General features: G+C 67.8%; 30 protein-coding genes. 14 read left to right on the forward strand and 16 right to left on the reverse strand.

Annotated elements, in window-relative coordinates; all coding sequences use genetic code 11:
• Positions 1 to 15 precede the first annotated feature (15 nt).
• From EPA99_RS17470 to EPA99_RS17480, 3 genes are read right to left on the reverse strand one after another with little or no spacing between them, the layout of a single operon-like run.
• The gene (locus EPA99_RS17470; RefSeq protein WP_129472541.1) at positions 16 to 807 is read right to left on the reverse strand and encodes an exodeoxyribonuclease III; all 792 of its coding nucleotides are present in this window, start codon (positions 805 to 807) and stop codon (positions 16 to 18) included.
• Complete coding sequence (locus tag EPA99_RS17475) at positions 807 to 1115, reverse strand: hypothetical protein (protein ID WP_129472542.1); 309 nt, start codon at positions 1113 to 1115, stop codon at positions 807 to 809. Before EPA99_RS17475 ends, EPA99_RS17470 begins: the two co-directional genes overlap by 1 nt.
• A 21-nt stretch (positions 1116 to 1136) precedes the next feature.
• Positions 1137 to 2138 carry an SDR family oxidoreductase gene (locus EPA99_RS17480; protein WP_129472543.1) on the reverse strand — a complete coding sequence of 334 codons (1002 nt, stop codon included), beginning with the start codon at positions 2136 to 2138 and terminating at the stop codon, positions 1137 to 1139.
• A 192-nt stretch (positions 2139 to 2330) separates the two neighbouring features.
• On the opposite strand from EPA99_RS17480, the gene EPA99_RS17485 reads away from it, so the two are divergent.
• The 4 genes from EPA99_RS17485 to EPA99_RS17500 all read left to right on the forward strand — a co-directional run bounded on the left by EPA99_RS17485 (position 2331) and on the right by EPA99_RS17500 (position 6481).
• The gene (locus EPA99_RS17485; RefSeq protein ID WP_129472544.1) at positions 2331 to 2603 is read left to right on the forward strand and encodes a hypothetical protein; all 273 of its coding nucleotides are present in this window, start codon (positions 2331 to 2333) and stop codon (positions 2601 to 2603) included.
• 61 nt (positions 2604 to 2664) lie between these two features.
• Complete coding sequence (locus EPA99_RS17490; RefSeq protein ID WP_129472545.1) at positions 2665 to 3207, forward strand: (2Fe-2S)-binding protein; 543 nt, start codon at positions 2665 to 2667, stop codon at positions 3205 to 3207.
• Complete coding sequence (locus tag EPA99_RS17495) at positions 3204 to 4238, forward strand: FAD binding domain-containing protein (RefSeq protein ID WP_129472546.1); 1035 nt, start codon at positions 3204 to 3206, stop codon at positions 4236 to 4238. Before EPA99_RS17490 ends, EPA99_RS17495 begins: the two co-directional genes overlap by 4 nt.
• Positions 4235 to 6481 (forward strand): xanthine dehydrogenase family protein molybdopterin-binding subunit, encoded by a 2247-nt coding sequence (locus EPA99_RS17500; protein ID WP_129472547.1) that lies wholly within the window; start codon positions 4235 to 4237, stop codon positions 6479 to 6481. The genes EPA99_RS17495 and EPA99_RS17500 overlap by 4 nt, the downstream gene beginning before the upstream one ends.
• Before the next feature lie 157 nt (positions 6482 to 6638).
• Here the strand turns inward: EPA99_RS17500 and EPA99_RS17505 are convergent, their stop codons facing one another.
• Both EPA99_RS17505 and EPA99_RS17510 read right to left on the reverse strand, forming a co-directional pair.
• The gene (locus EPA99_RS17505) at positions 6639 to 6986 is read right to left on the reverse strand and encodes a response regulator (RefSeq protein WP_129472574.1); all 348 of its coding nucleotides are present in this window, start codon (positions 6984 to 6986) and stop codon (positions 6639 to 6641) included.
• A gap of 2 nt (positions 6987 to 6988) precedes the next feature.
• A complete protein-coding gene (locus tag EPA99_RS17510) occupies positions 6989 to 8002 on the reverse strand; it encodes a sensor histidine kinase (protein ID WP_129472548.1) in 1014 nt (337 codons plus the stop codon).
• Positions 8003 to 8337: 335 nt separating this feature from the next.
• Here EPA99_RS17510 and EPA99_RS17515 point away from each other — a divergent pair, with 335 nt between their 5' ends.
• A complete protein-coding gene (locus EPA99_RS17515; protein WP_129472549.1) occupies positions 8338 to 8535 on the forward strand; it encodes a hypothetical protein in 198 nt (65 codons plus the stop codon).
• Between the two features lie 221 nt (positions 8536 to 8756).
• Here EPA99_RS17515 and EPA99_RS17520 read toward each other — a convergent pair whose 3' ends face one another.
• The 3 genes from EPA99_RS17520 to EPA99_RS17530 all read right to left on the reverse strand — a co-directional run bounded on the left by EPA99_RS17520 (position 8757) and on the right by EPA99_RS17530 (position 10933).
• Complete coding sequence (locus tag EPA99_RS17520; protein WP_129472550.1) at positions 8757 to 9737, reverse strand: cation diffusion facilitator family transporter; 981 nt, start codon at positions 9735 to 9737, stop codon at positions 8757 to 8759.
• The gene (locus EPA99_RS17525) at positions 9734 to 10249 is read right to left on the reverse strand and encodes a transporter substrate-binding domain-containing protein (protein WP_129472551.1); all 516 of its coding nucleotides are present in this window, start codon (positions 10247 to 10249) and stop codon (positions 9734 to 9736) included. Before EPA99_RS17525 ends, EPA99_RS17520 begins: the two co-directional genes overlap by 4 nt.
• A gap of 285 nt (positions 10250 to 10534) precedes the next feature.
• Positions 10535 to 10933, reverse strand: a complete 399-nt coding sequence (locus EPA99_RS17530; RefSeq protein WP_129472552.1) for a hypothetical protein — start codon at positions 10931 to 10933, stop codon at positions 10535 to 10537.
• 355 nt (positions 10934 to 11288) lie between these two features.
• On the opposite strand from EPA99_RS17530, the gene EPA99_RS17535 reads away from it, so the two are divergent.
• Positions 11289 to 11711, forward strand: coding sequence for an SET domain-containing protein (locus tag EPA99_RS17535; RefSeq protein WP_241688450.1), 423 nt, complete (start codon positions 11289 to 11291; stop codon positions 11709 to 11711).
• Between the two features lie 330 nt (positions 11712 to 12041).
• Here EPA99_RS17535 and EPA99_RS17540 read toward each other — a convergent pair whose 3' ends face one another.
• On the reverse strand, positions 12042 to 12383 hold the full coding sequence (locus EPA99_RS17540) for a hypothetical protein (protein ID WP_206733799.1): 342 nt from the start codon (positions 12381 to 12383) through the stop codon (positions 12042 to 12044).
• Between the two features lie 29 nt (positions 12384 to 12412).
• A complete protein-coding gene (gene wrbA, locus EPA99_RS17545; RefSeq protein ID WP_129472554.1) occupies positions 12413 to 13012 on the reverse strand; it encodes an NAD(P)H:quinone oxidoreductase in 600 nt (199 codons plus the stop codon).
• A 151-nt stretch (positions 13013 to 13163) separates the two neighbouring features.
• Between wrbA and EPA99_RS17550 the strand changes: the two genes are divergently transcribed.
• The gene (locus EPA99_RS17550; RefSeq protein WP_129472555.1) at positions 13164 to 13409 is read left to right on the forward strand and encodes a hypothetical protein; all 246 of its coding nucleotides are present in this window, start codon (positions 13164 to 13166) and stop codon (positions 13407 to 13409) included.
• Positions 13410 to 13497: 88 nt separating this feature from the next.
• On the opposite strand, the gene EPA99_RS17555 is transcribed toward EPA99_RS17550, so the two are convergent.
• Both EPA99_RS17555 and EPA99_RS17560 read right to left on the reverse strand, forming a co-directional pair.
• Positions 13498 to 13776 (reverse strand): ChaB family protein, encoded by a 279-nt coding sequence (locus EPA99_RS17555; protein ID WP_129472556.1) that lies wholly within the window; start codon positions 13774 to 13776, stop codon positions 13498 to 13500.
• Positions 13777 to 13983: 207 nt separating this feature from the next.
• Positions 13984 to 16494, reverse strand: a complete 2511-nt coding sequence (locus EPA99_RS17560; RefSeq protein WP_129472557.1) for an excinuclease ABC subunit UvrA — start codon at positions 16492 to 16494, stop codon at positions 13984 to 13986.
• 254 nt (positions 16495 to 16748) lie between these two features.
• Here EPA99_RS17560 and EPA99_RS18845 point away from each other — a divergent pair, with 254 nt between their 5' ends.
• A complete protein-coding gene (locus EPA99_RS18845; RefSeq protein WP_206733800.1) occupies positions 16749 to 17579 on the forward strand; it encodes a GAF domain-containing protein in 831 nt (276 codons plus the stop codon).
• Between the two features lie 222 nt (positions 17580 to 17801).
• Entirely contained in the window at positions 17802 to 18167 is a 366-nt protein-coding gene (locus EPA99_RS19030; protein WP_241688455.1) for a hypothetical protein, read from the forward strand.
• A gap of 148 nt (positions 18168 to 18315) precedes the next feature.
• Here EPA99_RS19030 and EPA99_RS17575 read toward each other — a convergent pair whose 3' ends face one another.
• The 3 genes from EPA99_RS17575 to EPA99_RS17580 all read right to left on the reverse strand — a co-directional run bounded on the left by EPA99_RS17575 (position 18316) and on the right by EPA99_RS17580 (position 20095).
• Positions 18316 to 18885: a GIY-YIG nuclease family protein gene (locus EPA99_RS17575; RefSeq protein WP_129472558.1), complete on the reverse strand. Its 570-nt coding sequence runs from the start codon at positions 18883 to 18885 to the stop codon at positions 18316 to 18318.
• A gap of 340 nt (positions 18886 to 19225) precedes the next feature.
• On the reverse strand, positions 19226 to 19390 hold the full coding sequence (locus EPA99_RS18790; RefSeq protein ID WP_164978698.1) for a hypothetical protein: 165 nt from the start codon (positions 19388 to 19390) through the stop codon (positions 19226 to 19228).
• Between the two features lie 12 nt (positions 19391 to 19402).
• Positions 19403 to 20095, reverse strand: coding sequence for a hemerythrin domain-containing protein (locus tag EPA99_RS17580; protein ID WP_241688451.1), 693 nt, complete (start codon positions 20093 to 20095; stop codon positions 19403 to 19405).
• 123 nt (positions 20096 to 20218) lie between these two features.
• Between EPA99_RS17580 and EPA99_RS17585 the strand changes: the two genes are divergently transcribed.
• From EPA99_RS17585 to EPA99_RS17605, 5 genes are all read left to right on the forward strand, one after another.
• Positions 20219 to 22600, forward strand: coding sequence for a mechanosensitive ion channel domain-containing protein (locus EPA99_RS17585; protein ID WP_129472559.1), 2382 nt, complete (start codon positions 20219 to 20221; stop codon positions 22598 to 22600).
• A gap of 269 nt (positions 22601 to 22869) precedes the next feature.
• Positions 22870 to 23355 (forward strand): DUF4126 family protein, encoded by a 486-nt coding sequence (locus EPA99_RS17590; protein WP_129472560.1) that lies wholly within the window; start codon positions 22870 to 22872, stop codon positions 23353 to 23355.
• A gap of 76 nt (positions 23356 to 23431) precedes the next feature.
• Positions 23432 to 23671 carry a helix-turn-helix transcriptional regulator gene (locus tag EPA99_RS17595; protein ID WP_129472561.1) on the forward strand — a complete coding sequence of 80 codons (240 nt, stop codon included), beginning with the start codon at positions 23432 to 23434 and terminating at the stop codon, positions 23669 to 23671.
• A 352-nt stretch (positions 23672 to 24023) separates the two neighbouring features.
• The gene (locus EPA99_RS17600; RefSeq protein WP_129472562.1) at positions 24024 to 24728 is read left to right on the forward strand and encodes a response regulator transcription factor; all 705 of its coding nucleotides are present in this window, start codon (positions 24024 to 24026) and stop codon (positions 24726 to 24728) included.
• 57 nt (positions 24729 to 24785) lie between these two features.
• Positions 24786 to 25640: a transglutaminase-like domain-containing protein gene (locus EPA99_RS17605; protein ID WP_129472563.1), complete on the forward strand. Its 855-nt coding sequence runs from the start codon at positions 24786 to 24788 to the stop codon at positions 25638 to 25640.
• A gap of 127 nt (positions 25641 to 25767) precedes the next feature.
• On the opposite strand, the gene EPA99_RS17610 is transcribed toward EPA99_RS17605, so the two are convergent.
• Entirely contained in the window at positions 25768 to 25965 is a 198-nt protein-coding gene (locus EPA99_RS17610; protein ID WP_129472564.1) for a hypothetical protein, read from the reverse strand.
• Positions 25966 to 26217: the final 252 nt, after the last annotated feature.

Consider the following 26217-nt stretch of genomic DNA (forward strand, 5'->3'; position numbering starts at 1 on the left):
TGGCGCGGCCGTGGCTCAGCGCTGGATCTTCATCCACACCGGTGCGTGGTCGCTGGCGCCCGGCTCCAGCCGCACCCAGCGGTCCACGCCCACCTCCACCAGCCGCGTCGCCAGGGCGGGATTGAGCAGCAGGTGATCGATCCGCAGCCCGCGGTCGCGCTCGGCGTGCTGGCGGAAGTAATCCCAGAAGGTGAAGACCTGCTCGGAGCCGAAGACCGAACGCAGTGCATCGGTCCATCCCTGCTCCAGCAGGCGCGCGTAGGAGGCCCTGACCTCCGGCTGGTTCAGCGCGTCCTTCTTCCACGCCGCGGGGTCGTAGACATCCAGATCGCTCGGGATGACGTTGAAATCGCCGATCAGCGCGGCCGGATGCGGCAGGTCGACCAGCGTGCGCGCATGCCGGTGCAGGCGCGCCATCCACTTGAGCTTGTCGTCGAACTTCGGCCCCGGCTGCGGATTGCCGTTGGGCAGGTACAGCCCGCCGATGACGATGCCGTGCGCGGCCGCCTCGATGTAGCGGCTCTGGCGGTCGCTGGCATCGCCGGGCAATACACGCCTACTTTCCACCGGCACGGCATCGCGGGCCAGCAAGGCCACGCCGTTCCAGGCGCGCTGGCCCTTCCAAATCGCCCCATAGCCCTGGCGCTCGATCGCCTCGCGCGGGAAGGCCGCGTCCTCGCACTTGAGCTCCTGCAACGCGACCACGTCCGGCTTGAGATAGTCCAGCCAGGCCAGCAGGTTGGACAGGCGCGCGTTGATGCCATTGACGTTGAACGTGGCGATGGTCAGCGTGCGCCGGCGGGTCATCAGCGCGGTGTCCCCAATCCGGCCTGCTCGCGCGCCGACACCGCCACCGAGGCGCGGCGCTGCTTGATCGACGACAGCACCTGGCCCACCACCGCCGTCAGCAGGATCAGCGAGTTGGTCACCACGAACACCACGCTGCCCATCAGCGCGCTGTAGATGATGAACAGCACCGAGGCCGACATCTGGCCCAGGAACAGCCAGCCGGACACCGCCTGGCTATCGGCGCTCTTCCACTGCTTCCAGATCTGGCGCGACAGGGTGGAGATCAGGATCAGCGTGGCGAGCCAGCCCAGGAGATCAGCGTTCAAGGCGAGCCTCCCATCCAGTGCTCAAACGTCACCGGACCCGCCGGTGCTGCTGAAGACGTTCCCCGTCGTGTAACTGTTGCCCTGCTCGGCCAGGTTCACGTACAGGCCGGCGATCTCCGCAGGTTGCCCCGGCCGCCCCATCGGCGAGTCGGCGCCGAACTGCGGCAGCTTGCCCGGCAGCTGGCCGCCCGCGGCCTGCAGCGGCGTCCAGTAAGGCCCCGGGGCGACGGCGTTGACCCGGATCCCCTTCTCGGCCAGCTGCTTGGCCAGGCTCTTGGTGAAGGTGACGATGAAGCCCTTGGTGCCCGCGTAGTCCAGCAGTTCGCCCGGGCCGTTGGATGCGGTCACCGAGGCGGTGTTGATGATGGCCGACCCGGCCGGCATGCCCGGTACCGCCGCCTTGGTCAGCCAGAACAGCGCATAGATGTTCGTGCGGATGGTCCAGTCGAAATCATCGCTACTGATGTCCACGATGGAGCGGTGCGGCTTCTGCCGCGCGGCGTTGTTGACCAGCAGATCCAGTCCACCGAGCTGCTCGCGCGCTTTGGCGGCCAGCTCAGTGCAGAAGGATTCCTGGCGCAGGTCGCCGGGAATGGCCACGGCCTTGCGCCCGGCCTTCCGGATCAGCGCAACGACCTCGCGCGCATCTTCCTCTTCCTGCGGCAGGTAATTGATCGCCACGTCCGCGCCCTCGCGCGCGAAGGCGATCGCTACCGCCCGGCCGATGCCCGAGTCGCCACCGGTGATCAAAGCCTTGCGACCCTGCAACCTGCCCGAGCCGCGGTAGGAGGTCTCGCCGTGATCGGGCCGCGGCTGCATCCGCGAGGCCAGCGCCGGCCATGGCTGCTGCTGGTCCGGGAACGGCGGCTTGGGGTACTCGGCGGTCACTGCCGCAGTGGCGCCTTGCGCAGCGCCAGCCTGCGAAGGCAACACGCCGGCCGTCGCGCCTACCGCCAGGCCTGCACCCATGGTGGTGATGGCATGGCGACGCGCCAGGGAAGCGGGAGGAGGATCACTGCGCATGGGGAATCGACTCCATTGAGGGCGCCCCTGGATAACCAGCCGCCGGAGACAAGCGTGTGAAGCGCACACGCGCGCCTGCACAAAATGCACACAGGGCAAGGCGTCATCGTGCGACACGAACCTAGACTGATGTATGCCGTTGCTGCGTGCGGGACGCAGCCAGTCCCGCCGCCAACTTACAGGAGCAATGCAATGAACAAGCCCGACGAATTGGAAAAGCACGACGCCCGTCAGTCCGCCTATCGCGGCCAGGGCAAGGACGCGCAGGAGGACGGACACGGCCGCCACGATCCGAGCGCGGCAGATGAAAGGGATGCAGCGCCGGACGCCGCGCGCGAAGGCGATGCGCCCGCTGGCCAAGACCCCTCTCGCGACGATGCCTCCACCCAGCCCAACTTCGGCCAATCCGGAAGCTACGGCCAGGCCGGCGATATCGCCGAGCACACCGCCAGGCGCGACGACTGACCTTGCACGTCGCCTGGGCGCAGCCCGCGTCCACACCTCCCGCCATCGCCACGAGGCCATCATGTCCACGCCACCGCCTGCCACCGCCTACCCCGGCATCGCCATCACCCTGACCCTCAATGGCGTGCGCCGGGAACTGATTGTCGAGCCCTGGGTGACGCTGCTGGACCTGCTGCGTGAGCGGGTGGACCTGACCGGCGCCAAGAAAGGCTGCGACCACGGCCAATGCGGTGCGTGCACGGTGCTGATCGACGGCGTGCGCATCAACAGCTGCCTGACCCTGGCGGTCATGCAGGACGGGCGCAGCATCACCACGATCGAAGGGCTGGCCAACGCGGAGGGCCTGCACCCAGTGCAGCAGGCCTTCATCGACCATGACGCCCTGCAGTGCGGCTACTGCACGCCCGGACAGATCTGTTCGGCGGTCGGGCTGTTGGCCGAAGGCCACGCCCACGACCGCGACCAGGTCCGCGAGCTGATGAGTGGCAACATCTGCCGGTGCGGCGCCTATCCGCAGATCGCCTCGGCCGTGGGGAGCTGCATCGATCAGGCCGGACAGGCAGCCGAGGACGCCAGCGCGCGTCCGGGCACGGTGCCGGCATGAACCCTTTCCACTACGTCCGCGCCGGGGCGACCCAGGAGGCGGTGGCGCAGCTGGCGCGCCCTGGCGAGCATCCGGCCAGGTTGATCGCCGGCGGCACCAACCTGCTGGACCTGATGAAGATCGGGGCGATGTCGGCCGAGCTGCTGATCGACATCAACGCCGCGGTGCCGGACGCGCTGCGCGATGCCGGCGCAGATGGGATGGTGCTGGGCGCGGCCGCGCGCAATGCGGTCACCGCCTACGACCCGGGGGTGAAGCGGCGTTACCCGCTGCTCAGCGCCGCGATCCTGGCCGGGGCTTCGCCGCAGATCCGCAATGCGGCCAGCAACGCCGGCAACCTGCTGCAGCGCACGCGCTGCTATTACTTCTACGACCCGGCCACCGCATGCAACAAACGCGACCCAGGCAGCGGCTGCGCGGCCCGCACCGGGGTCAACCGGCAGCACGCCATCCTCGGCTTCAGCCCCAGCTGCATCGCCACGCACCCGTCCGACATGTGCGTGGCCCTGGCGGCCCTGGAGGCGCGGGTCCAGGTCACCGGCCCGGCCGGAGACCGCGAAATCCCCTTCGCAGAGTTCCACCGCCTGCCCGGCGACCGCCCGGAGCTGGACACCACCCTTGGACCGGACGAGGTCATCACCGCGATCGCCTTGCCGGCGATGGACCAGTTCGCGGGCCACAGCGCCTACCTCAAGGTGCGCGACCGCCTCAGCTATGCCTTCGCGCTGGTGTCGGTGGCGGCCGCGCTGGCGCTGAACGAGGACGGCACGATCGCCCAGGCGCGCCTGGCCGTGGGTGGCGTGGCCCATCGCCCCTGGCGGGTGCCCGCCGCGGAGGAGGCCATGGTCGGGCAGCTGCCGGTGGAGGACACCTTCGCCGCCGCGGCCGAGAGCCTGTTGCAGGGCGCCCGCGGCAGCGGCTTCAACGATTTCAAGATTCCGCTCGCCCGTCGCAGCGTCGTGCGCGCCCTGCAGATGGCCCACGAAGGCACCTACGACAACACCGGTGCGCCACGAGGACAACACCCATGACCCACCCCGACACTCAACCGGTGCGCCTGGGCCAGGACCTGCCGCGCGTGGATGCGCTGGCCAAGGTCACCGGACAGGCGCGCTATGCCGCCGAGCACCCGGCCGCCGACCTGCTCTACGGCGTGGTGGTCAACAGCGCCATCGCGCGCGGCACCATCACCGCCATCGACGACAGCCGCGCCCGCGCGGTGCCAGGCGTGGTGGACGTCATCACCCACCAGAATCGCCCGAAGATGCGCAGCGCGCGCCTGTTCTACAAGGACATGGTGGCCCCCGGCGGAAGGCCGTACCGCCCACTCCACGATGCCCAGGTGCACTACAGCGGACAGCCAGTGGCGCTGGTGCTGGCCGAAAGCTTCGAGGCCGCCCGCTACGCCGCGCGCCTGGTCCAGGTGCAGTACGCCAGCACGCCGCATCGCACCGACCTGCTGGCCGACCTCGGGCGCGCGAAGAAGCCGCTGACCTTCAAGGCGGGCTTCTCGCCCCCGCCCTCGGACAAGGGCAAGCCCGAGCAGGTCTTCGAGGCAGCCGAGTTCCGGGTGGACTGCGAATCGCACAGCGGCGTGGAGCACCACAACCCGATGGAGCTGTTCGCCAGCACCGTGCTATGGGGCGAAGACGGCCACCTCACCATCTACGACAAGACCCAGGGCTCGCAGAACAGCCGCTGGTACGTCTCGCGCGTGTTCGGGCTGTCCAAGGACCGGGTGACCGTGCGCAATCCCTATGTGGGCGGGGCCTTCGGCTCGGGATTGCGGCCGCAGTACCAGCTGCCATTGGCAGTGATGGGCGCGCTCAAGCACCAGCGCTCGGTGCGCGTGGTGATGACCCGGCAACAGATGTTCACCTTCGGGCACCGTCCCGAAACCTGGCAGCGGGTCAAGCTTTCGGCGAGCGCCGACGGGGCGCTGACCTCGATCTGGCACGAGGCAGTGGCCGAGACCTCGCGCATGGAGGACTACGTGGAGGTGGTGGTCAACTGGAGCGGCCAGCTCTACCAGTGTCCCAACGTGCACCTGGGCTATCGCCTGGTCGAGCTGGACCACGCCACGCCGATGGACATGCGCGCCCCCGGCGCCGCGCACGGCGTGCATGCGCTGGAAGTGGCCCTGGACGAGCTGTCCTACGTGCTGGGCATGGACCCGCTGCAGCTGCGCCTGAAGAACTACGCCAGCAGCAACCCCGAAGACGGCAAGCCGTACTCGACCAAGACATTGAAACGTTGCTACGAGGTGGCTGCCGCGCGCTTCGGCTGGGATCGGCGTCCGCCGCAGCCCAGGCAGATGCGCGAGGGGCGCGAGCTCATCGGCTGGGGCATGGCCACCGGCACCTGGGACGCGATGCAGATGTTCGCCAGGGCCGAGGCGGTGCTTGGGCGCGACGGACGCCTGCGCGTGCGCAGCGCGGCCTCGGACATCGGCACCGGCACCTACACCGTCATGGCGATGATCGCCGCCGAGCGCATGGGGCTGCCGCTGGAGCTGGTGGACTTCCAGCTTGGCGATTCCAACTATCCGGTGGCCCCGATCGAAGGCGGTTCCTCGCACGTGGCCACGGTGGGCTCGGCGGTGGACGGGGCCTGCGAGAAGCTGCAGAAGCGTCTGCTGCACCTGGCCCGCAGGCAGCCAGGCAGCGGCTTTTCCAAGGCGAGGATGGCCGATGTGCTGTTCCAGGACGGCGCGCTGGTGCTGAAGTCCGAGCCTTCGGTGCGGCTGCCGTATGCGGAGCTGCTGCAGGCACTTCCGGAAGGCGAGCTCAGCACCCGCTACCTGCTGGTGCCCAACACGCTGCGCCAGCGCAAATATGTGCGCGCCACCCATGGCGCGGTGTTCTGCGAGGTCAGGGTCGACGAAACTCTGGGGATCGTGCGCGTCACCCGCGTGGTCAGCGCCATCGACGCCGGCCGTATCCTCAACCCGCGCACGGCACGCGGCCAGGTCATCGGCGGCATCGTCTGGGGGATCAGCCAGGCCCTGCACGAGGAAACCTTCTGCGACCACACCATCGGTCGCTTCATCAACCACGACCTGGCCGAATACCACGTGGCCGCCAACGCCGACATCCACGAGATCCAGGTCGACTTCGTCGAAGCCCACGATGACATCGTCAGCCGCATCGGCGCCAAGGGCGTGGGCGAGATCGGCCTGGTGGGGGTGGCAGCCGCCATCAGCAATGCCATCTATCACGCCACCGGCAAGCGCCTGCGCGATACCCCGATGACACCGGACAAGGTGATGGCCTAGCGGCCGGGCCGCCCATGGCGCGGCAGGGATGCCGCGCCGCTCAACGGTGCGCGGTGCGTGCATTGCGGCGCCAAAGCGCGGGTGCTCGCATGGCTGCGCCGATCGGTTGGCGCTCAAAACCGGCCTGACACGCGCCATGGCACCAGCGCCGCAGGGCTCAGCCGTTGACCGAGGCTTCCAGGGCCGCCTTCAGCTCGGACAGGTGGAAGGGTTTCTGCACGATCTGCCGCGTCCGGTACTGCGCCGGCACGCCAGCCTGGCCATAGCCGGTCACGAACAGGAACGGCATCCCCTGGGTTTCCAGTGCCTGGGCGATCGGCTCGGAGGATTGGCCGGAGAGATTCATGTCCAGCATCGCCACATCGAATTGCTGGGTGCTCAGCGCCGCCAGCCCGGCCTCCAGGCTGGCCATGGTGCCCACGACCTGGTAGCCCAGGATCTCCAGGCATTCCTCCAGCATCATCGCCACCAGGAACTCATCCTCCACGATCAGCACACGGGTCATGGTCACGCGGCCATCTGCGAGTCTTCGATGGGGATGCGCGCGCGGTAGCGCACTCCTTCGGGCTGGAAATCCAGCGCCGTGGCGCCGCCCAGGTCGTGGCTGAGCCCCTGCTCGAGCAGGCGTGCGCCGAAGCCCTTGACGATGTCTTGACTGGGCGAAGGACCATCACGCTCCTGCCACTCCAGCTGCAGCGCCCTGCCCGCCTCGTCGATATCGCTGGGCTGCCAGGCGATCCGCACCTTGCCTTCGGGCACCGACAGCGCGCCGTACTTGACGGCATTGGTGCACAGCTCATGCAGCGCCATCGACAGCGCCACGGCCTTGTGCGGTGGCAGGCGGTGGCTGACGCCGCTGATCTGGAAACGCCCCTCCGCTGTGGCATAGGGCGCAACCGCGGCAGAGACCAGCTCGACCAGGTCGGCGCTGTGCCAGCCTTCGCGGGTGAGCACGTTGTGGGTGATGGACAAGGCCATGATGCGCGCGTCGATCTTCTCCTGCGCCTCGCGCATGCCGCTGGAACTGCGCATGGACTGACGGATCAGCGTCTGGATCATCACCAGTGAGTTCTTCACGCGATGATTGAGCTCGTTGACCATGAGCTGCATGCGCTGTTCCTGCTGCGTCCGCTCGGTCACATCGCGCGTGCTGCCGGCGATCGCCTCGACCTCGCCATCGACCCCGATGACCGGGGTGAAGATGTAGTCGTAGATACGCACGCCCTTCTCGGCATGTGGAAACGGCACGTCGCCGCGGATGGGCTGGCGCGTGGCGATGACCCGCTCGATCTCCTCATCGTGCATCGCCGCGTGCCACGGCTCGTAGCCGATCTCCAGGCAGGTCTTGCCCTGTGCCTGCTCCCAGGTCATGCCCCACATGTCCAGCAGCGCACGGTTGGCATAGATGAAGCGATGCTGCAGGTCGAAGACGTACAGCAGGTCCGGGGTTGTCCCGAGCAAGGCTTCGTAGGCGCGCCAAGTCGCGTCAGGACTGGCCAGGGCAGGAAACTCGGAAGACATGGGGATCGCGTGGGGAGTGCGCGGCAACGCTAACACCGACGACGGTGAAAGGGAGGTCAAGCCGCGCTCAGGCCTGGTACAGCGCACCCATAAAGACAACGCGGCCGGCGACGGACTTTTGTGGGCCGTTCGGTCGGCCCATGTCAGGCCATCGACAGCCGGGCCCAGGGCGCTCGGTCCGCCTCGTGCCGATGCCTGGGCGCCAGCGCGGGCTTCACCGATCGCGTGAATTTGTTGCCTGCCAGCATGCAGGCCCAGGTCGCGTCCGCGACGTGTCCTGCACAACCGTCCACGGAAGCTCCGAGCCGACATCAGCATCGATCTGGAGACCGGACATGCCCAACGACTTCGCGGTGGATGCCAAGGCGCCCGAGCGCGCCAGGCTGGAAGCGGACCTCGCGCGCTTCCTCGCCAACAAGGGCAAGGTGGAGGTCCTCGGCAACACTCCCTTCCGCAAACCCGAGTTGCTCAGCGTCAAGGACGCCGCGCTGGCCTCGGCCAGCCGCCACTTCTCGAGGAAGGGCGCGACCTGAGCGTGGGGACCTTCTCGGCACGCGCGTGAGCCATTGAGCCCATGCGCCGCTTGGCCCCAGGCACCGGCGCTGCTTCCCGCTCTGTCGCCACGCCTGCGCGAGAGACACATGCACCCACCGCGCGTGGACATCGCCCGGATGATGCGACCCGAGCGTGTGGCCTCGGAACGCCGGGTCCGGCGATAGGCTTGCACGCGATACAAACGACGACGCACGGCCCATCACTGGCGAGCAATTTTTGCGCGCAGCCCCGACACGGTCACGGTGACCTGGTCCACCCGCCAGCTCACCTCGCGGCACGCCGACACGACGCGCTCGACCTGCTCGAGGGTCAGGCAATCATCCGCCGTGGAAACGAACACCACGCCGGATAGCCGGTTTCCCTCCTCATGGAAACGCAGCTGCGCCTCGGCGACGAAATCCAGCGCCAGGACCGCACGATGGAGCTGCGCGACCAGCGGGTCGTCCGAGGATCCATCGACCACCTGCGGATAGGCGTCGTGCATGTCGCGCACCGCCGAGCGCAGGTTGGTCACCCCATCCTTGAGAATGCTGCAGGCGATGAACAGCGCCGCGGCCGAGTCGGCCCACCACAGGCCGAAGCCGATGCCGACGATGCCCAGCACGCCGGCCAGCGCAGTCATCCAGTCGGCCTTGTTGGTATCGGCGTCCGCGTGCAGGGTCTTCAGCGCGATCCTGGGCGCGATCTTCAGCTTCATCCGCCCCAGCACGACCGGGGGGATCACCGAGATCAACAGCCCGCCGATCATCAGCCAGCCCTGCCACACCGCCCGGTCGCCGATGGCCACGGTGGTGATCACCGGATGGCTGGCGGTGATGAGGGTATGGACCGCGTCGATGACCACGGCCAGTCCCACCCCGGTCAACGCCACGGCGGCAATGAAGAAGGTGATGTCGAAGGCGCGCGTGTGACCGTTGAGATACTCCTGGTCCACCGGCCTGCGCTGGAAGCGCGCGGCGACCAGGAACGCGGCGGGCGCAAGCAGGCTCAGCACGTCTTCCACCAGCGCGGTCTGCATCGCCTTGGACCCGCCCATCACCACGTACATCATGATCGAGGTGGCAGCGATCAGGATCAGCGTGGCCCACTCCAGGCGGCAGGCCTTGCGCAGCAGTTCGCGCTGCTCAGCAGGCAGCTCGCGCGTCCTGCGCGGACGAATCCACGGGTAGACGCTGCTCATTGCAGTTGTCCGCGGCGCTGCCGGTCCAGCAGGAACTGGTCGACCTGCAGCTGCCAGGCGTTCTCGCCGGGCGGCAGGGCCAGCTGCCTGCGCTGCAATCCAAGCTCGCTGCGCATCAGATACTCGCGCGACCAGCTCACCTCCGGCTGCCAGGGCGAATCCTGGTGGTGTCCACCGACGACCGCGGCAAGCTGGAACTGCTGCAGCTGGGTCATCAGCGCGTCGTGCGCGCCATAGACCCACTCCAACTTCGCGCCCTGCTCCCCGGCCAACTGCTCGACCAGTGCGACCTCGGCCCCGGAGGGCGCGCCCCGCGCCTGCACCAGCGGCGGGTCATGACTGATGCCCACGCGCATGGGCCCCCGCTGGACGCGGTCCAGCGTGTGCTCGGCATCGCGCGGATAACCGCCATCGCAGGCGGTGATGCACAAGGCCAGGCCCAGGCTTGTCAGCAGGCAGCGGGCACGCCCGCGCACGTACCGCAGCGATGCCTCGAAAAGCGCGTTGTCCATGAGGTTGCGGTTCGTCCTGGCAAGCCTGACCGGTTCGATCCGCCGCAGGTGTAGCCTGCCGAATGTCATCACCGCGACAAGAACGCAGGCCCATGCCGGCGCGCTGTCGTCACCTGGCCAGTCGCGCAGCCTCACGTCGAGGCGTCAAGTCCCGAGGCACGCCGGCGGGTCGGCGTGCTGGTCCGACCCGCAACGCATAGCGGCCTGAACCGGCCTTGGCCTTGCCGTCGCAGGCTCCACGCCAGGCGCCTGTGGTCACCGCAATCGCATCGCCCGCGCGTAACCCTAATGCACGCTGACGCTGGGATCGAACTGCGGATTGGTCACGCCGCCCAACGCGACCCAGCGGGCATTGACGGCTTCCAGCGTGCGATGCGAGCCGATGCCACCGGCCTGGGTCCGGGTGACGTCCTCGGCGCGGCTGGCGGCCAGCGCCAGGGTCTGCGTCATCAGCTCGCGCGCGTCCTTGGCCACCAGCTCGAACATGTTCTCGCCCGTGGCATCCATGTGGACGACCAGAAAGCCGCGTCGGTCGGCGCTCCAACGGTCCACGACGGACCAGTCCAGGGACGCGCTGCTGGTGCGCACATAGCGCAGGAAGCTGTCGGTGGCGCGGTGGGGCGCGAAGACCAGCAGCGTGCCGCATTCGCTGACATCGCGGCGATGTTTCTTTCGATTACGCATGGGGAAAACCGGGGGATTTGCGGGTTGCGATTTTCCCAACAGGCCGTCTCAGCCTATGAGACGGATGCGCTGTGCCCAGGCAACTGAACAGGCAAGCCCGCGTCATCGATTGTGTTTCGTCGCACAGCCGGGAGCGTTCGCCGCGCCGGAGTGGCGGGCACTCTCCAGATCGAACTCGAGCCGTCATGGACTGGCTGCAAAATTTGCGCGCGCACGCTGTGCCGGCCAGGGCCATGCCGCGTTCTCGAACGGTCATGTCCATGTGCGCTGCTGTAGTGTTCGAGGCACACCCGGAACGACCTGAAAGATGCCAAGACGACTCGAAGTGCGGAACTCCGCCATCCATGGACGTGGCGTGTTCGCCCTCCAGCCGATCGCCGCGCAGCGCTACATCGCCCGCTATGGCGGCGTGCTGCGCACCCATGAGGAGGCCGAGCTGACGGACCTGCACGGAATCGACTCGGGCCACACCTTTCTCTTCAGCCTCAATGATCGGTATCTGCTGGACGCCACCCGTTCCCGCTGTTCGGCCAAGTGGTTCAACCACAGCTGCAAGCCCAACTGCGAAAGCGTGCTGATCGAGCACCGAGGTCGAAACCGCCGCCTGGACCGGATCGCGTTCAGGACCATCGCCGATATCCAGGTTGGCGACGAACTCACACTGGACTATGGGATCCAGCTGCCGCAAAAGCCGACCGCCCGCCTGAAGGCCATCTGGCGCTGCCTGTGCGGCCACAGCACCTGCAAGGGCACGATGCTGTCGTGCCCGGACAAGTGAGAGGCTAGGCGAACACCTTCTTCGCCACGATCGAGCTACGCGCGCCTTGCCGCGAAGGAGTAGTCTCGCTGGATCTGCATCCTTAAAGCCGCTTCTTTGCAACTGCATCTTTGCAACTGCATCTTTCCATCTGCATCTTTGCAACTGCATCTTTCCATCTGCATCTTTGCAACTGCATTGTGGGAGCGGCTTCAGCCGCGAAGAAGCTTTCCCAGGAAGGCCCCTTCGCGGCTGAAGCCGCTCCCACACTGTGTCCTTCAACACATCCCAAACTTGAGTTCGTCGCAGGGCATTACCGCCTACCCCACCGCATCAGTGCGACCGGTTGAATCACTGGCGTAATCGCGCGCCGCCCTGCTCCGCTTCCTGCGCAAGCGCGGCGAACCATTCCGAATAACACGTATTGCGCGCCAGCTTGCGCGTCAGGTCGGGCGCACCGTCATCCCACCACACCGGTCCACGCTCACCCAGTGCCACCTTCGCCGCGTCCACGCGGGCCCGCGCCTGTGCTTCCATCGCGCGATCGCCCTGCGCCAGGGCCGTCTTCACGGCCCTGCGCGCGTCCATCAGCGCGTTGACGTGACGCTGCCTGACCTCATCGGCGAGCGCAGGGTTGCTCGCCCGCCACAGGCGCCCGCGCACCACCAGATAGCGCCCGTCGGGCGTCATCATATGCGGCAGGCAGGATCGATCACCATGGATCAGCCAAAGACCTTGAGCGCCAGCCGGGCCACGCATTCGCCCTGGTGGCGGGCGCCGCCGAGATCGATCTCCGAAGGCTGCCGCGCGCCGTCGCTTCCGGCGATCGTGCTGGCGCCGTAGGGTGTCCCACCCGCTACCTCGTCGATCTCGGTCAGCGGCTTGTAGCTGTAGGGAAGACCGACGATGACCAGGCCCAGGTGCAGAAGATTGGTGATCAACGACAAGGCCGTGGTTTCCTGGCCGCCGTGCTGGCTGGCGGTGGAAGTAAAGGCCGCGCCGATCTTTCCGTTCAACGCGCCTCGCTGCCAAAGCCCGCCGGTCTGGTCGAGGAAGCTCGCCATCTGCGCGCTGAGCCGGCCATAGCGCGTGCCCGTTCCCAGCGCGATGGCGTCGTAGCCTTCCAGCTCATCCACGGTCGCGATGGGCGCATCCTGGTCGAGCTTGAAGTTCGACTTGCGAGCCACCTCCTCCGGCACCGTCTCGGGCACCCGCTTGACCACCGCCTCGGCGCCTGCCGCGCGCACGCCTTCGGCGAACGCCTTGGCCATGGCTTCCACGTGCCCGTAGGACGAGTAGTAGAGCACCAGTACCTTCGCCATCTGTCTTTCCTCATCGGGGATTTCGGCCACGCTAAGACACCGGATCTGACGTCGATGTGAGGCCAGCGGCGCGGGCGCAACGACAAGGCGTGACATTGAGATTGCGTGCCACGCGCTAGGGTGCGGGCCTTCCGACCGCAGGAGCGCACGCATGTCTTCCACGCAGCATCGCAGCGAAACGCACAATGGCCACCGCATCGAGGCCACCGCGACCCAGGACGGGCACGATGGCCAGTGGCGTTCCCAGCTCAGCGTGCGGACCGCCGCCGGCACGCAGCTCCCTTACGGCAAGGACGACGCGACCACCTACGACACGGCCGAGCAGGCCTTGTCCGCGGCGGTGGTCATTGGCCGCGGACTGGCGGATGAACGCCCCGACCTGCCCGAGGACGCTTGAGGCAGGCGGCCACCTGCATGGCGGATGGACCAGGCTGGCGCACGGGGCCGCAGGCTGAGATGCCGGCGCTTGGTCGCCGCGCCCTCGGTCAGCGCCGGTCGATTGGATGCTCTCCTTCCGACCAGGGTTGCTCGATCTGCACCCGCCTGCGCCAGTGACCGTGCTCATCCGGCTCGTAGACCCGTTTGACCGCCTCCCAGGCGGTTCGTTCGGCCTCGCGCGCCAGTTCGGTCTCGCCGGCGTGCTCATCATCGCGGCGGGCCCTCGCGCAGACCGCGTTGTGGGCCCGCAGGTAGCAGTCCTGGGCATCCTCGGGCAGGCCCGCGCGGACATGGTCGGGGAGCTCGTCGATGCTTGCGTAGGTCATGTGGTGCCTCCAGGGCGTGTCTTGCGCACCAAGCCATGCTGCGCGGACCTCGTTCCAGCAGGGTGATGCGCCAGCACCTTGTTGCGCACGACGCGCCCCGACCCGGCATACGGGTTCGACGCGACCTGGGCTGAGAACGCGACGCGCCGGGCTTTCTCGCCTTTCGGCTGTCTGCAAGATCTGCAGGCAGTGTCGAAGCGGACAGGCTCAGGCCAGCTCGGCAAGAAAAGGCGCGGTCCTGCTGTCGGCACAGGCGGCCACGGTGCGCGGCGTCCCGCTGGCGACCACCGCGCCACCGGCCTCCCCAGGTCCCGGGCCCATGTCGATGATCCAGTCGCTGCTGGCCGCCACGCGCATGTCGTGCTCGACCACCACCACGGTGTTGCCTGCGTCCACCAGTCCTTGCAGCTGCAGCATCAGCATATCCACATCGGCCGGATGAAGGCCCGTGGTTGGTTCATCCAGCACGTACAGCGTGTCGCGACGCTGGGCGCGCTGCAGCTCGGTGGCCAGCTTGATCCGCTGGGCCTCGCCCCCGGACAGCTCCGTGGCCGGCTGTCCCAGGCGCAGATAGCCCAGCCCGACCTCGACCAGGACCCGCAGCACACGGGCGATGGCGGCGTCCTCGGCAAAGAAGTCCGCCGCCTGCGACACCGTCAGCTGCAGCACCTGGGCGATGTTGCGCCCGCGCAGCTCGACTTCCAGGGTCTTGGCGTTGTATCGGGCCCCATGACAGGTCGGGCATGGCGCATACACGCTGGGCATGAACAGCAACTCGACGCTCACCGAGCCCTCGCCCTCACAGGTTGGGCAACGGCCCTTTGCCACGTTGAAGGAAAAGCGCCCCGCATCGAACCGGCGCTTGACCGCCGCAGGGGTCTGCGCGAAACGCTTGCGGACATGGTCGAACAGCCCGGTGTAGGTCGCCAGGTTCGAGCGCGGGGTCCTGCCGATGGGTTTCTGATCCACCTGCACCAGTCGGCGCACCTGGCTCAGGCCTGCCGCGATCCGCCCCGCGGTGATCGCTGGCGCCTGGCGTTGCAACAGGTCGTCATCTTCCCCGGTGTCCTGCGCGGCCAGCCCCAGTCCCTCGGTGACCAGATCGATCAATGCCTGGCTCACCAGCGAGGACTTGCCCGAGCCGCTCACGCCGGTCACGGTGGTGAACACACCCAGCGGCAGGTCCACATCCAGGTCCTTGACGTTGTTGCGGGTGACGCCCCGCAACCGCAGCCAGTGTGCGATCGGACGCTCGCGGCTGACGCTGGCGCCCTGCCCGCTGGACAGATAGCGGCGCGTGGCCGACGCCTCCACCGCGGCCAGCCCCTGCGGCGGGCCGCTGTAGAGCACCTGCCCGCCCTGCTCGCCCGCGGCCGGGCCGACATCGACGATCCAGTCCGCGTGGCGGATCACCTCGACCTCATGTTCCACCACGAACAAGGAGTTTCCCGCGGCCTTGAGCTGGTCCAGCGCGCGTAGCAAGGCCTGTGCATCGGCCGGGTGCAGGCCTGCCGAGGGCTCGTCCATGACATAGACCACGCCGAACAGCTTGGAACGGATCTGTGTGGCCAGCCGCAAGCGCTGCAGCTCGCCCGGCGACAGGGTCGGCGTGGCGCGCTCCAGGCTCAGGTAGCCCAACCCGAGCTCGCGCAGCACGGCGATGCGCGCCTGCAGGTCCTCGGCGATGCGCTGTGCGGTCAGGGCGCGCTCGGGGTGGGCATCGTGCTGCGGGGATCGCCCCGACGCGGCAGGCGCCAGCAAGCGCGCCACCTCGTCCAGCGGTTGCTGCGAGAGCTCGGCGATATCCATGCCCGCAAACGTGACCGACAGCGCCTCCGGCCGCAGACGCTTGCCCTGGCAGGCCGGGCATGACGTGCTGACCAGATACTGGGCCACCCGTTTCTTCTGCTGCGCGCTGTGGGTATTGGCGAAGGTATGCAGCACGTGCCGACGCGCGCTGGTGAAGGTGCCCATGTAGCTGGGCTCGGTCTTACGCCTCAGCGCCGTCTTGACCTCGGCCAGGTCGAACCCGGCGAACACCGGCACCACCGGCTGCTCATCGGTGAACAGGATCCAGTCCCGTGTTTTCTTCGGCAGCCTGGACCAGGGCACGTCCACGTCGATGCCCAGCGTGGTGAGGATGTCGCGCTGGTTCTGGCCCTGCCAGGCGCCGGGCCAGGCGGCCACCGCACGCTCGCGGATGCTCAGGCTGCGGTCGGGCACCATGGTGGCCTCGGTGGCATCGTAGATCCTGCCCAGGCCATGGCACCGGGGGCAGGCGCCTGCCGGCGTATTGGGCGAGAAGCCATCGGCGTAGATGATCTCCTGGCCCTTCGGGTACTGACCGGCCCGCGAATACAGCATCCGCAGGGAGTTGGAGATAGTGGTCACGCTGCCCACCGAGGAGCGCGCGGTGGGCGCGCCGCGCTGTTGCTGCAATGCCACGGCGGGCGGCAGCCCTTCGATCGCGTCCACCTCCGGCACGCCGACCTGGTCGATCAGGCGCCGCGCGTAGGGCGAGATGGAATCCAGGTAGCGGCGCTGCGCCTCGGCGAACAGCGTGCCGAAGGCCAGCGAGGATTTCCCCGACCCGGAGATACCGGTAAAGACCACCAGGGCATCGCGTGGAATGTCCACGTCCACGTTCTTGAGGTTGTGCTCGCGTGCGCCGCGGACGCGGATGAAGCCAGTGTGTCGATCCGGAGCTTTGTTTGGCATGGGGGTGGCTCTTGCTTGGGATGGGCCATCGCAGGTCGCCCGGCATCCGCTTACGGGCATCGGCCCACAGCAGCGTGAACCCTGTCGCAAGTGGGATGGCGCGCGGTTGCCAGCGATGAAGTTCCTCGATCAAGCTGCGGCACCACGCCTTGACGGGCGGTGAAATCGACCTTGGCCGCTGCGCGCAGGCGCGCGCCCGCAGGCGCGCCGGACCGGCACGGCCATCGCAGACATCAGTACGGGGGGAGAAGGCAATGACGCAGGTTTCCAGGTCCGGCAGCATGGACGATCCACGCATCATCGGCTTTGGCATGTCGGCCACCGACACGCCGCCGCACTCGCAGCAGGTGATGACGGTGCTGCTGGATCGCCGGCCCAGCGATGCCTGGAAGCGCGCCTTTGAAGCGCTCTCCAAGTCGCTGGCCACCGACTCGGGCGTCAGCCAGCTCTCATTGAGCGGCAGCAGTATCCAGGTCTGCGGCACGATGGCGAGCCTGAAGATGACGCCCCCGGATCTGCAGGCCCTGGTCAGGCGCGTGACCGCGTGGCTGGAGCACGAGCGCGCCACGCAGGCGACCCCTCAGCAGGCCGCGGCCAAGCGTCCGGCCAAGGCCCGCGATATCCGTGAGATCGAGGTCGAGCAGGTTGGTCGCCATCCGGAGATCGGAAGGATGCTCGAAGACGTGCTGGGCCTGACCGGCCTGCGCTTTGCGGCAGTGGCCCGGGTGACCGAACAACGCTGGACCGCCCTGGCGGTGCTGGACCGCGCCCGTTTCGGCCTGATGCCCGGGCAGGACATGATCGTGGAAAAGACCCTCTGCAATGAGGTCCGTCAACGCGGCGAACCGGTGGTCTTCAGCCATGCCAGCACCGATGCGCACTATGCCGCCCATCCGCTGCCCAAGCTGTACGGATTCGAGAGCCATCTGTCGGTGCCGATCGAGCTGCGCGACGGCGCGTTCTTCGGGACCCTGTGCGCGCTGGATCCGGAGCCAACCCCACTCAGCGGCGAGATGATCGTGCAGGTGCGGGCACTGGCTCACCAGATCGGCGAGGCGATGAGCGAAGCGCCGGAGACAGCCTGAGGCCCGGCCCAGCGGGGCTGCTGCGTGCCCTGCGCAGCTGTCGATTGCATGCCGCGGGCCCCTGCTGGTGAATGGGGACCTGGCCGCCGGACGCGCCAGGCGCGACAGGCCGTTTGCAGCGCCATGTGAATCCCTGACCTGTGAGCGTCTCCCGGCCGCGCGCTCGCAGCGTCTTAAGGCGTGGGCGTCTACCTTGAGCAATCGCACCCGGCGGAGACGCACATGATCAGCAAGCAATCGGCACCAGGCCCAGACCGCGACACGGCGGTCGGCGAGCAGCCCGGTAAGCATATCGAGGACGGCCGCAACGACCCCCAGGTGCAGGAAGGCGCACGGCTGGGCAGGAATCGTGCTCCCCTGGTGGGACCCGACAGCGCCACCGGAACGCTGGCTTCGGCCACTGGCGATACCGCCGCCGACGGCCTAGACGCCGAGCAGCGCGGCATCCTGGAGGCCATCGACCGTGGCGAGCGCGTGGTCGGCGACAAGGCCACCTGGGCGGTCAGCCAGGGCTATGCACAGCAGGCTGAGGATTCCGACATCGGGTTGACCCACAAGGGGCGCGAGGTGCTGGACGGGCAACGCTGATGCAGTTTCCCAACGGGTCCGTGGGTCGACCGCCGCGACCGTAGGATCCACTTCACGAGCGGCGCGGTTGCGAGGATGTTGAATTTCACTCGTACTCGTTCCGGTCATCGAAGAAAGGGGTGCCGAGCACGGCGCGGGCCATGAGCCCTCATGCGAGTCCGACCTGCTTGCAGTACGCGGCGAATGCGGCCTCCGGAACCAGGTCCGCGACAGGCAACCCAAGCGCTCGATAGGCGTCGAGCGTATCGATCACCGCGTTCGACGGCGCGTGGTCGCTATCGCCGAACGCGCCAGCATCCAGGCCCGCCTGTGCCCATTCGTACAGCAGGGCTGCCCTGCGCTCCAGCGCCGCGCCCATCCAGGGACGCAGGCGCTGCACCTGATACCCCTGCGCGGACAGCTCGGTCACTGCCTCGAACAGCGCGGCTCCGGCACCCCTGAGCCATTCGGTCTGGCCGCCGGCCCCGATCGTGATCGTCATGGGCATTGGCGCGCGGTGGGCCTTCAACGGCCGTCTGAGCAACAGCTCCAGGTCGCGCGCGTCGCGTTGCCGCTCTGCCCCGACCAGCAGCCCCACGTCCAGGTCGAAGAACTCGAACCAGCGCGGATGGAACTGGGCGATTCGCGCGAGCGGGTCGGCGGTGAATCCCACTTTGCAGAGGTCTTCCACGACGCAGGGAAAAACATAGGTATAGAAAGGGCTATCGATCAGGTCCATCGATCCTCCGCCCTTCAGACTGCCTCATGCCGGTCTCGGCAACCGAGACTGCATGTCAGCAGCGCGATGCAATGCAGTTGCAGTGTGGGAGCGGCTTTAGCCGCGAAGGGACTTCAGCGGGAAAGCCCTTCGCGGCTGAAGCCGCTTCCACAAGACACTCTCAGGGGTCTTGGAACTCTCACGAGTCTCACAAGACACCCCTCAGGGAACCAGGATTTCGGTGACTTGGAGACACTCCACTACGAAACCTCACCACAGCAAGCGAATAAGAAGTCCGCGCCGCGTCTGCCGCGACTGCGAACTCCCCATGGCCGACCCGGCATCTTTGCGATTCCCTTACCTATTCTTCGCTCCGGGAGTGCTCATGCGCATCCGGATCATCATGCTCCTCTCCCTCGGGCCTGACCGCCGGCACGAACGGCGAAATCGGATCGCTGGCAGGAAAGGTCTCTTCCAAAGCCTCGTCGTGCGTCCGCTCTTCCTTCGATTTCTGTTTGTTGATCATGCGCTACCTCCTTCAGGCAAGGGCCCTGCCTGCGGTCTTGACCGTGCCCTTCAGCTTTTCGGCGCCCACGGCGAGCGTGCCACTGGCCGAGTCCTTCCAGGCCTCGTAGGCCTCGTCGAATTCGGCGAGCTCGGCCGGCGTAAATAGCTCGCGGGCCAGTTTGAACACGGTGCTTTCCTCTTCGGAGGCATGGTGATCGATCTGTTCGCCGAAGACCTTGGCCGCGCCGGCGAATTCCGGCGTGTCCGCAGCACTGGCTTTCACCTCTGGCATCACCACCGACTCGACCGCATGGTGCTCGAGGTAGGCTTCGGCGATGGCCTTCTTACCATCGCGATCGGCCCGCTCGCGCAGCGCCGGATAGAACACGTCTTCTTCCCACTTGGCGTGGGGGAGCAGCCCGCCTTCGATCCTGCCAAGCAGCTCGGTGCGGGTTTTCTTGGCGCGGTCGGTGGTGTCGTTGATCTGGTCGAACAGCGCGCGCAGTTCATCGTGCTCGCTGCGAAGGGTCCTGAGGATGTCGCGCTTGGGAGTGGCCGTTGCCATGTCGATGCTCCGACGGGTAGGTGCGGCCACGATGTTCCAGGCCGCGTTACCGCGCGGCGGCGACGAAATCCCGCAATGCTCAACCAGGTTTAACACCCGCGCATCGCTCTTTTCTCCAGGCCCGACCAGATTGCCCAGACGTCGGCAGAAGCACGGCATGGCCCGCCTCCCGCTGACATTCCGGGGACTCGAGCCCCCGCGCACTTATTGCGCGGGCTGGCCGGCCCGCTGCCCGGCCTGGCGCAACTTGCTACGCTCGCCAAAGATTCCAAGCCCTTTGCCATGAACGATTTCCTTGCCGCACCGCCCGCCCCGCGTCGCCGCCGACTGCCGGGGGCCCTGGGCGCCTTCCTGTTGATCCTTGCCATCACCGTCGTTCCGTCGCTGTCGGCCCAGGCGCCTGCGCAGCTCCCACCCACCATCGATCAGATCGAAAAGGCGCTCGACACCCTGACCCGGCAGGCGGACAAGCCGCTGGAGCCCAAGCAGGCAGATGAGGCCCTGGGTGAGACCAATCGCCTGCAGAACGACGCTGCCGCACTGGCGTCGGCCCAGGCCGCGCCCATCGCCGCGCTCAAGGAGCGGATCGCCCTGCTGGGTGAGAACGCCGCGCAGTCCAACGATCCCTCGCTCAGAAGCGATGCCCGGCGCATGGAGCGCGACCTGGCCGCGGCCGAGGCCATCGTGCAACGCGCCAAGCTGGCCGAGCTCGATGCCCAGCAGCTGACCGCCAAACTCAATTTCGCACGCGCCCAGACCATGGGCCGCGAGCTTGCGGCCCGGGACGCCTCGCCCTTCGGCCTGGACCTGTGGGCCGAGGCCGGCCAGGCGCTGCCCAGGGAGCTCGCACGGGCCCAGGCGTTGCCGTCGCGGGCGCCTCCGGCCACGCCTGCGGTGCAGGCGCTGGGTCTGGGCGCCTGGGCGCTGCTATGCCTGGTGCTGTTGATTCCCGTGCGCAGGACGCTGATCCGCGGCATCACCGCCATCGCCCGGCGCAAGAGCACGCAGTACTCGGCCTTCGTGCTGTCCACCTATGCCCTGGCGCGCACGCTGACCACCTTCGCCCTGGTGTGGGGCTGCCTGTGGCTGCTGCGGCTGGCCGTGCAGCAGTGGCCGCTGGACAGCTTGACCCTGGCGGCCGTCCTCACCGCCAGCATCGCCGTGGCCACCTATCTGATGCTGGGCAGCCTGGGCCTGTCGCTGGCGATCCCGCTGCAGCCGGCCACGCCCTCGCCCTCGCCCTCGCCCGCGTCCGTTGGCGGGCAGGCGGCCCGGCGCGCGGTGCGATACCTGGCCCTGGGCATGGCCTTCATCGCCGCGTGCATGGCCCTGGAGCAGCGGCTGATGCTGGGGCAGGCCTCGCAGGCGGCGCTGCACGCCGTCGAGGCGCTGGTCGCGCTGGTGTTCCTGGCCCTGGCGCTGTCCCAGGCCTCCCGGCTGCGCGCGGTGGCCATGGCCACCGCCCCTGCCGAACGCCATGCCCGCTTTGCCGTCCTCGGCGTGGTGCTGACCCTGTCCTGGCTGTTCGTCGGTGCCCTGGCCGTGGCCCTGACGTTGGGCTACATCAACCTGAGCGAGCAGCTGAGCACCTGGAGCTACTGGACGCTGGTGGTGATCGGCGCGGCCTGGCTGCTGATGCGCTTCGTCGACGCGCTGTGCCTGCATGTGGGCGCGGCCTGGAAGGCGCGGGCGCACTACGCCAGCGGCAGCAAGGTGCTCGAACAGATCGCCGTGCTGCTCTCGGCCGTGTTGCGGCTGCTGATCCTGGCGCTGGCCTGCGGCGCGCTGCTGGTGCCTTTCGGCGCGGGCTTCACCTCGGTGCTGGAAGGGTTCGCGCTGTTGGCCAAAGGCTTCCAGGTCGGCGGGGTCAGCGTGTCCGCCCTGGCCGTGCTGCGCGCGGCCCTGGCCGTGGCCGTGGTCGTGGCGGTGTTCAAGCTGATCCGCTGGTGGATGGTCACCAGCTACCTGCCCACCACCAGCCTGCAGCCCGACGCGCGGTCTTCGGTGGAGCGCATCGTCCACTACCTGGGCCTGGCCCTGGCTGCCCTGTGGGGCCTGACCGCTTTCGGCATCGGCATGGAGAAGGTGGCCATCCTGGCCAGCGCCCTGTCGGTGGGCATCGGCTTCGGCCTGCAGGCCATCACCCAGAACTTCGTGTCGGGGCTGATCCTGCTGGTGGAACGACCGGTGAAGATCGGCGACTGGGTCAAGCTGGGCGGCATGGAAGGCGACATCAAGCGCATCAACGTGCGCTCCACGGAAATCCTGGTCGGCGATCACTCCACCCTGATCGTGCCCAACTCCGAGCTGATCACCAAGGTGGTCCAGAACATGACCCCGCACGGCGCGCGCGGACGGGCGCAGCTGATGTTCTCGGTGGACGTGAAGGCCGACCTGGACCGGGCCATCGAGATCGTCAAGGAGGTCTATGCCCAGGACCAGGCGGTGCTGGAGGTGCCGGCGCCGGCGGTGTTCCTGGATAAGATCGACGCCGGCGCCGCCGTGCTCAATACCTTCGTGCACGTGGCCTCGCCGCGCGATGCCTATGGCGCGAGGAGCCGCCTGCTGCTGGCCGTGCTCAAGGCGCTGCGGCAGGCGGGCATCGAAGCGGGGCTGCCCCCGCAACAGATTTCGGTGACGCCGCAGGCGGTGAAGGCCGAGTGAGTCACCGCGCCTGGCATGCCGTCCTGATGCGCTCGCCCTGGCGCACGGCCGGCCCGCAGCGCACACATCCGGCATTAGCGCGGCGGGCGCGCCACGATGCGGGCCGGCCTCCAGCGCTACCCCGTCGGCAGCGTGGCAGGACTCCCGGTTCCTCTCGCCGCGCAACACCTGCATCCGATGGCGGCTACGCGCTCGGCCGCGTCTTGTCGTGTCACAAACGCCGCGCGCCCTAGCCTGCGTCCATCCAAGGCTGCGAGGCGCATGACGACATGGCACTGATGCATTCGATCCTGATGGGCGCGATCGCGGGGATGCGCGCGGTGACGCCCTTGGCCGCGGTGACCCATGCGGCCCGCACCGGCAACCTGCCTGCCGACAACGGCGCGCCGCGCCTGCTGCAGAACAAGCTGGCCTCGGCTGGCATGCTGGCCCTGGCCGGCGGCGAGCTGGCCGGCGACAAGATGGAATCGGCGCCCGATCGCACCGTCGTCGCCGGCCTGTTCGCACGTGTTGCCACCGGCGCCCTGGTCGGCGCAGCCCTGGCGCCTCGTCGCCAGCTCAGTCTCGGTGCCGTGCTCGGTGCCAGCGCGGCCGTGGGCGCCGCCTATCTCACGCTGGACCTGCGCAAACGCGCCATGGCGCGTTTCGGGCAAAAGGGGACGGGCCTGGTGGAAGACGCCATCGCCGTTGGCGGGGCCGCCTTGGTCGTGCAACACGCGCGCAGGCGCGCCGCCCGGCCGAAGACGCGAAAGTGACCGCGTTTCATGCCGATGTCACGTTCTTCACATCAGGCTGAGCTGCATCGCAACAAGGCCGGACAGGGGGCCACGCATGTCTCACCGTCATCCGCTCCGGGGTCCGACGCCGGGCTTCGTTCTCCTGCACGACTATCTGGTCCCGCTGTGCCTGACGCCCTCGCAGTTGGCCGATGAGATCGACGCCTCGCCCGCCGATGTCAACGCGGTGCTCGACGGCCAGGATGCCTCCGATGCACTTTGCGATCGGCTCGCGCGGTACTTCGGTACGCCTGCGGATTTCTGGCACGGGATGCGGCAGCGCGTGAGCGCATGAGTGGTCTGGGTGCGCGAGCGCGCCTGGGCCATTTTGCCGTGAGCTGCGGAATGCGCAGCCTCGATGCTCGAGGTGGACGCGGTTCGTCAGAGCGATTTTCAGGCCACACCGCGACAGCTCCATCGCGCCATCGCGCGGCAGTGCGCGCTGCGCGTCGCCGTGTAGATCCTTCAGCGCAACTGGGTGCAGATCCTTCAGCGCAGCTGGCAACGCGGCGCCACATCCGTGCGTCGAGAGACCGTAGGCGACTCGCCGCACCTCCTTCACAACACCTGGCACGGCACTTTGTGATTCTCGCGCACCTTGAAGTTCCAGGACGACCCCCCGCGCCACCGCCGCGCGCGCGACGCCCATGACCGCACGCATTCTCCTCATCGAAGACGAAGCCGCTGTCGGACTGGCCATCGGCGAACTTCTCACAGCCCACGCGCTCGCCTTCGACTGGGCGCAAGATGGACTGCAGGGCCTGTCGCTCGGCGTTCGCAATACCTACGACCTGATCATCCTGGACCTGCACCTGCCCTCGTTGTCGGGGCTGGAGATCTGCCGCAAGCTGCGTGAACAGGCCCGCGTGACCATCCCGATCCTGATGCTCACCGCGCAAAGCGAACTGGACGGACGCCTGGAAGGCTTCGAGGCCGGCGCCGACGACTATCTGTGCAAGCCGTTCGAGGCCCGCGAACTGCTCGCGCGGATCCGCGCCCTGTTGCGCAGGGCCGACATGCGGGTCATGCCCTCCACCCTGAGCGTGGGCGATTTGACCTACGACCTGGCGACGGTGCAGATCAGGCGCGCCGGCAAGGAAATCCATCTGCCGGACAAGGCCAGGCAGCTGCTGCTTCACCTGATGCGCGCCTCACCGCGCCCGGTGTCGCGGGAAGCGCTGGTCGACCACCTGTGGGGACACGATGCCTCCGTGGATGCCTTCAGTGCCCTGCGTCAGCATCTGCATCACCTGCGCGCGGCCGTGGATCATCCCTTTGCCTTCCCGATGATCCGCAACGTGCCCAAGAGCCAGGTCGCCCTGCTGGCCGAAGACCCCTGGCGCGAGCACTGATCTCACGCGCTTTTCCCCGCTGCCCTGCTATCCAGTGTTCCTGCCAGGAGAAGTGCCATGTTCATCCGTCTGGGTTACACCATCTCTTTCGTGTGCGACCAGCCCACGCCCATGATGCTGATGCTTGATGTGCACGCCTCGCGTCGCAAGGACGTCGTGGCCGAGCTGGCGCATCGCACCACGCCGCCGCTCGCGCTGACGCACTACTTCGACGACTTCGGCAACCGCTGCACCCGCGTGGTCGCCCCTGCCGGCGAAACCACGTTCCATTCCGATCTCATCGTCTCCGACAGCGGCCTGCCCGATGCGGTCAGGCCCGAGCTGACCGGCACCCCGGTCGAAGCGCTTCCCGCTGAGGTCCTGGTGTACCTGCTGGGCAGTCGCTACTGCGAGACCGACCGGCTGGTGTGCAAGGCCTGGGAACTGTTTTCCCACACGCCGCCTGGCTGGGCACGGGTGCAGGCCATCTGCGACTTCGTCCATCAGCACATCCAGTTCGGCTACGAACACGCCGACAGCAAGCGCGGTGCCTGGCAGGGCTTCGAAGACCGTCGCGGCGTCTGCCGGGACTTCGCTCACCTGGCCGTGACCCTGTGCCGCTGCATGAATATCCCCGCTCGCTATTGCACCGGCTACTTGGGCGATATCGGCGTGGCCAAGTCCGATGCGCCCATGGATTTCTCAGCCTGGTTTGAGGTCTGGCTCAACGGCGCCTGGCACACCTTCGATGCTCGCCACAACACCCCGCGCATCGGCCGCGTGCTGCTCGCCACCGGCCGCGACGCCTCGGACGTGGCCATCAGCAACACCTTCGGTCCGGCGCACCTGTCGCGTTTCGAAGTCTGGACCGATGAGACGGAAAACTACGCGACACCCTTCCTGGATACCGCGCCGTTGGCCCTCATCGCCTAGCCAAAGGACGGCGATCGCGCGTCGTCCGCGGCGCGTCCGTCGCGCCATCCCGCATCGTCCCACCCCGCCTCTTGCAAATGCGGATCGCGGCTGACAAGCCGCGATCCGCATTTGCAGGTTGAGGCCATCAGCTCAACTGGCCAGGCATGTCGATCGCAGGCGGGTCTTTCACCGGCGGCACGTCGGGGTCGACGGGGCGGTCCGGCGTGGGATCGCGCGGCGTGTCCGGCTCCGGGTCGATGGGCGAGGGCGTTTCAGGATCCACGGGCTGCGGCGGCATGGGATCGACCACCGGATTGGGCACGCTCTGCATGGCAATGAACATCGCAGTTCCTCATGATGGAGGAGCATTCATTGCCATAAAGCCCGTGATCGCCATGGCACGGCAGTGTGCACGCTCGCACTTTCGCGAAAGACTCCCGGCCTCGATGCACCGCCCTCCCCGGCCTCGCCGCGTGGCAGGCCGGTGCGGTATCCGAGCATGGCCGATGCCACTGCGCCCCTTCCCTGTCGTGGCGATCACTGGCCTTTCGACATCCCCCAAACTGGCACCCGCACGCGTTCAGGCGAGCTAAGA

The sequence above is a fragment of the Pseudoxanthomonas composti genome (assembly GCF_004122095.1).
Taxonomy (GTDB): Bacteria; Pseudomonadota; Gammaproteobacteria; order Xanthomonadales; family Xanthomonadaceae; genus Pseudoxanthomonas_A; species Pseudoxanthomonas_A composti.

What these genes read in the sequence shown, in the direction of transcription:
- EPA99_RS17605 (WP_129472563.1), top strand. Translation starts at nt 24,786, where the DNA reads ATGTTCATCCGTCTGGGTTACACCATCTCTTTCGTGTGCGACCAGCCC.
- EPA99_RS17470 (WP_129472541.1), bottom strand. Translation starts at nt 807, where the DNA reads ATGACCCGCCGGCGCACGCTGACCATCGCCACGTTCAACGTCAATGGC.
- EPA99_RS17490 (WP_129472545.1), top strand. Translation starts at nt 2,665, where the DNA reads ATGTCCACGCCACCGCCTGCCACCGCCTACCCCGGCATCGCCATCACC.
- EPA99_RS17580 (WP_241688451.1), bottom strand. Translation starts at nt 20,095, where the DNA reads ATGCCGTGCTTCTGCCGACGTCTGGGCAATCTGGTCGGGCCTGGAGAA.
- EPA99_RS17510 (WP_129472548.1), bottom strand. Translation starts at nt 8,002, where the DNA reads ATGTCTTCCGAGTTTCCTGCCCTGGCCAGTCCTGACGCGACTTGGCGC.
- EPA99_RS17550 (WP_129472555.1), top strand. Translation starts at nt 13,164, where the DNA reads ATGTCTTCCACGCAGCATCGCAGCGAAACGCACAATGGCCACCGCATC.
- EPA99_RS17495 (WP_129472546.1), top strand. Translation starts at nt 3,204, where the DNA reads ATGAACCCTTTCCACTACGTCCGCGCCGGGGCGACCCAGGAGGCGGTG.
- EPA99_RS17590 (WP_129472560.1), top strand. Translation starts at nt 22,870, where the DNA reads ATGGCACTGATGCATTCGATCCTGATGGGCGCGATCGCGGGGATGCGC.
- EPA99_RS17530 (WP_129472552.1), bottom strand. Translation starts at nt 10,933, where the DNA reads ATGCGTAATCGAAAGAAACATCGCCGCGATGTCAGCGAATGCGGCACG.
- EPA99_RS17505 (WP_129472574.1), bottom strand. Translation starts at nt 6,986, where the DNA reads ATGACCCGTGTGCTGATCGTGGAGGATGAGTTCCTGGTGGCGATGATG.
- EPA99_RS17520 (WP_129472550.1), bottom strand. Translation starts at nt 9,737, where the DNA reads ATGAGCAGCGTCTACCCGTGGATTCGTCCGCGCAGGACGCGCGAGCTG.
- EPA99_RS17485 (WP_129472544.1), top strand. Translation starts at nt 2,331, where the DNA reads ATGAACAAGCCCGACGAATTGGAAAAGCACGACGCCCGTCAGTCCGCC.
- EPA99_RS17585 (WP_129472559.1), top strand. Translation starts at nt 20,219, where the DNA reads ATGAACGATTTCCTTGCCGCACCGCCCGCCCCGCGTCGCCGCCGACTG.
- EPA99_RS18790 (WP_164978698.1), bottom strand. Translation starts at nt 19,390, where the DNA reads ATGATCAACAAACAGAAATCGAAGGAAGAGCGGACGCACGACGAGGCT.
- EPA99_RS17480 (WP_129472543.1), bottom strand. Translation starts at nt 2,138, where the DNA reads ATGCGCAGTGATCCTCCTCCCGCTTCCCTGGCGCGTCGCCATGCCATC.
- EPA99_RS17555 (WP_129472556.1), bottom strand. Translation starts at nt 13,776, where the DNA reads ATGACCTACGCAAGCATCGACGAGCTCCCCGACCATGTCCGCGCGGGC.
- EPA99_RS17525 (WP_129472551.1), bottom strand. Translation starts at nt 10,249, where the DNA reads ATGGACAACGCGCTTTTCGAGGCATCGCTGCGGTACGTGCGCGGGCGT.
- EPA99_RS19030 (WP_241688455.1), top strand. Translation starts at nt 17,802, where the DNA reads ATGATCAGCAAGCAATCGGCACCAGGCCCAGACCGCGACACGGCGGTC.
- EPA99_RS18845 (WP_206733800.1), top strand. Translation starts at nt 16,749, where the DNA reads ATGACGCAGGTTTCCAGGTCCGGCAGCATGGACGATCCACGCATCATC.
- EPA99_RS17515 (WP_129472549.1), top strand. Translation starts at nt 8,338, where the DNA reads ATGCCCAACGACTTCGCGGTGGATGCCAAGGCGCCCGAGCGCGCCAGG.
- EPA99_RS17575 (WP_129472558.1), bottom strand. Translation starts at nt 18,885, where the DNA reads ATGGACCTGATCGATAGCCCTTTCTATACCTATGTTTTTCCCTGCGTC.
- EPA99_RS17560 (WP_129472557.1), bottom strand. Translation starts at nt 16,494, where the DNA reads ATGCCAAACAAAGCTCCGGATCGACACACTGGCTTCATCCGCGTCCGC.
- EPA99_RS17595 (WP_129472561.1), top strand. Translation starts at nt 23,432, where the DNA reads ATGTCTCACCGTCATCCGCTCCGGGGTCCGACGCCGGGCTTCGTTCTC.
- wrbA (WP_129472554.1), bottom strand. Translation starts at nt 13,012, where the DNA reads ATGGCGAAGGTACTGGTGCTCTACTACTCGTCCTACGGGCACGTGGAA.
- EPA99_RS17600 (WP_129472562.1), top strand. Translation starts at nt 24,024, where the DNA reads ATGACCGCACGCATTCTCCTCATCGAAGACGAAGCCGCTGTCGGACTG.
- EPA99_RS17540 (WP_206733799.1), bottom strand. Translation starts at nt 12,383, where the DNA reads ATGATGACGCCCGACGGGCGCTATCTGGTGGTGCGCGGGCGCCTGTGG.
- EPA99_RS17610 (WP_129472564.1), bottom strand. Translation starts at nt 25,965, where the DNA reads ATGTTCATTGCCATGCAGAGCGTGCCCAATCCGGTGGTCGATCCCATG.
- EPA99_RS17500 (WP_129472547.1), top strand. Translation starts at nt 4,235, where the DNA reads ATGACCCACCCCGACACTCAACCGGTGCGCCTGGGCCAGGACCTGCCG.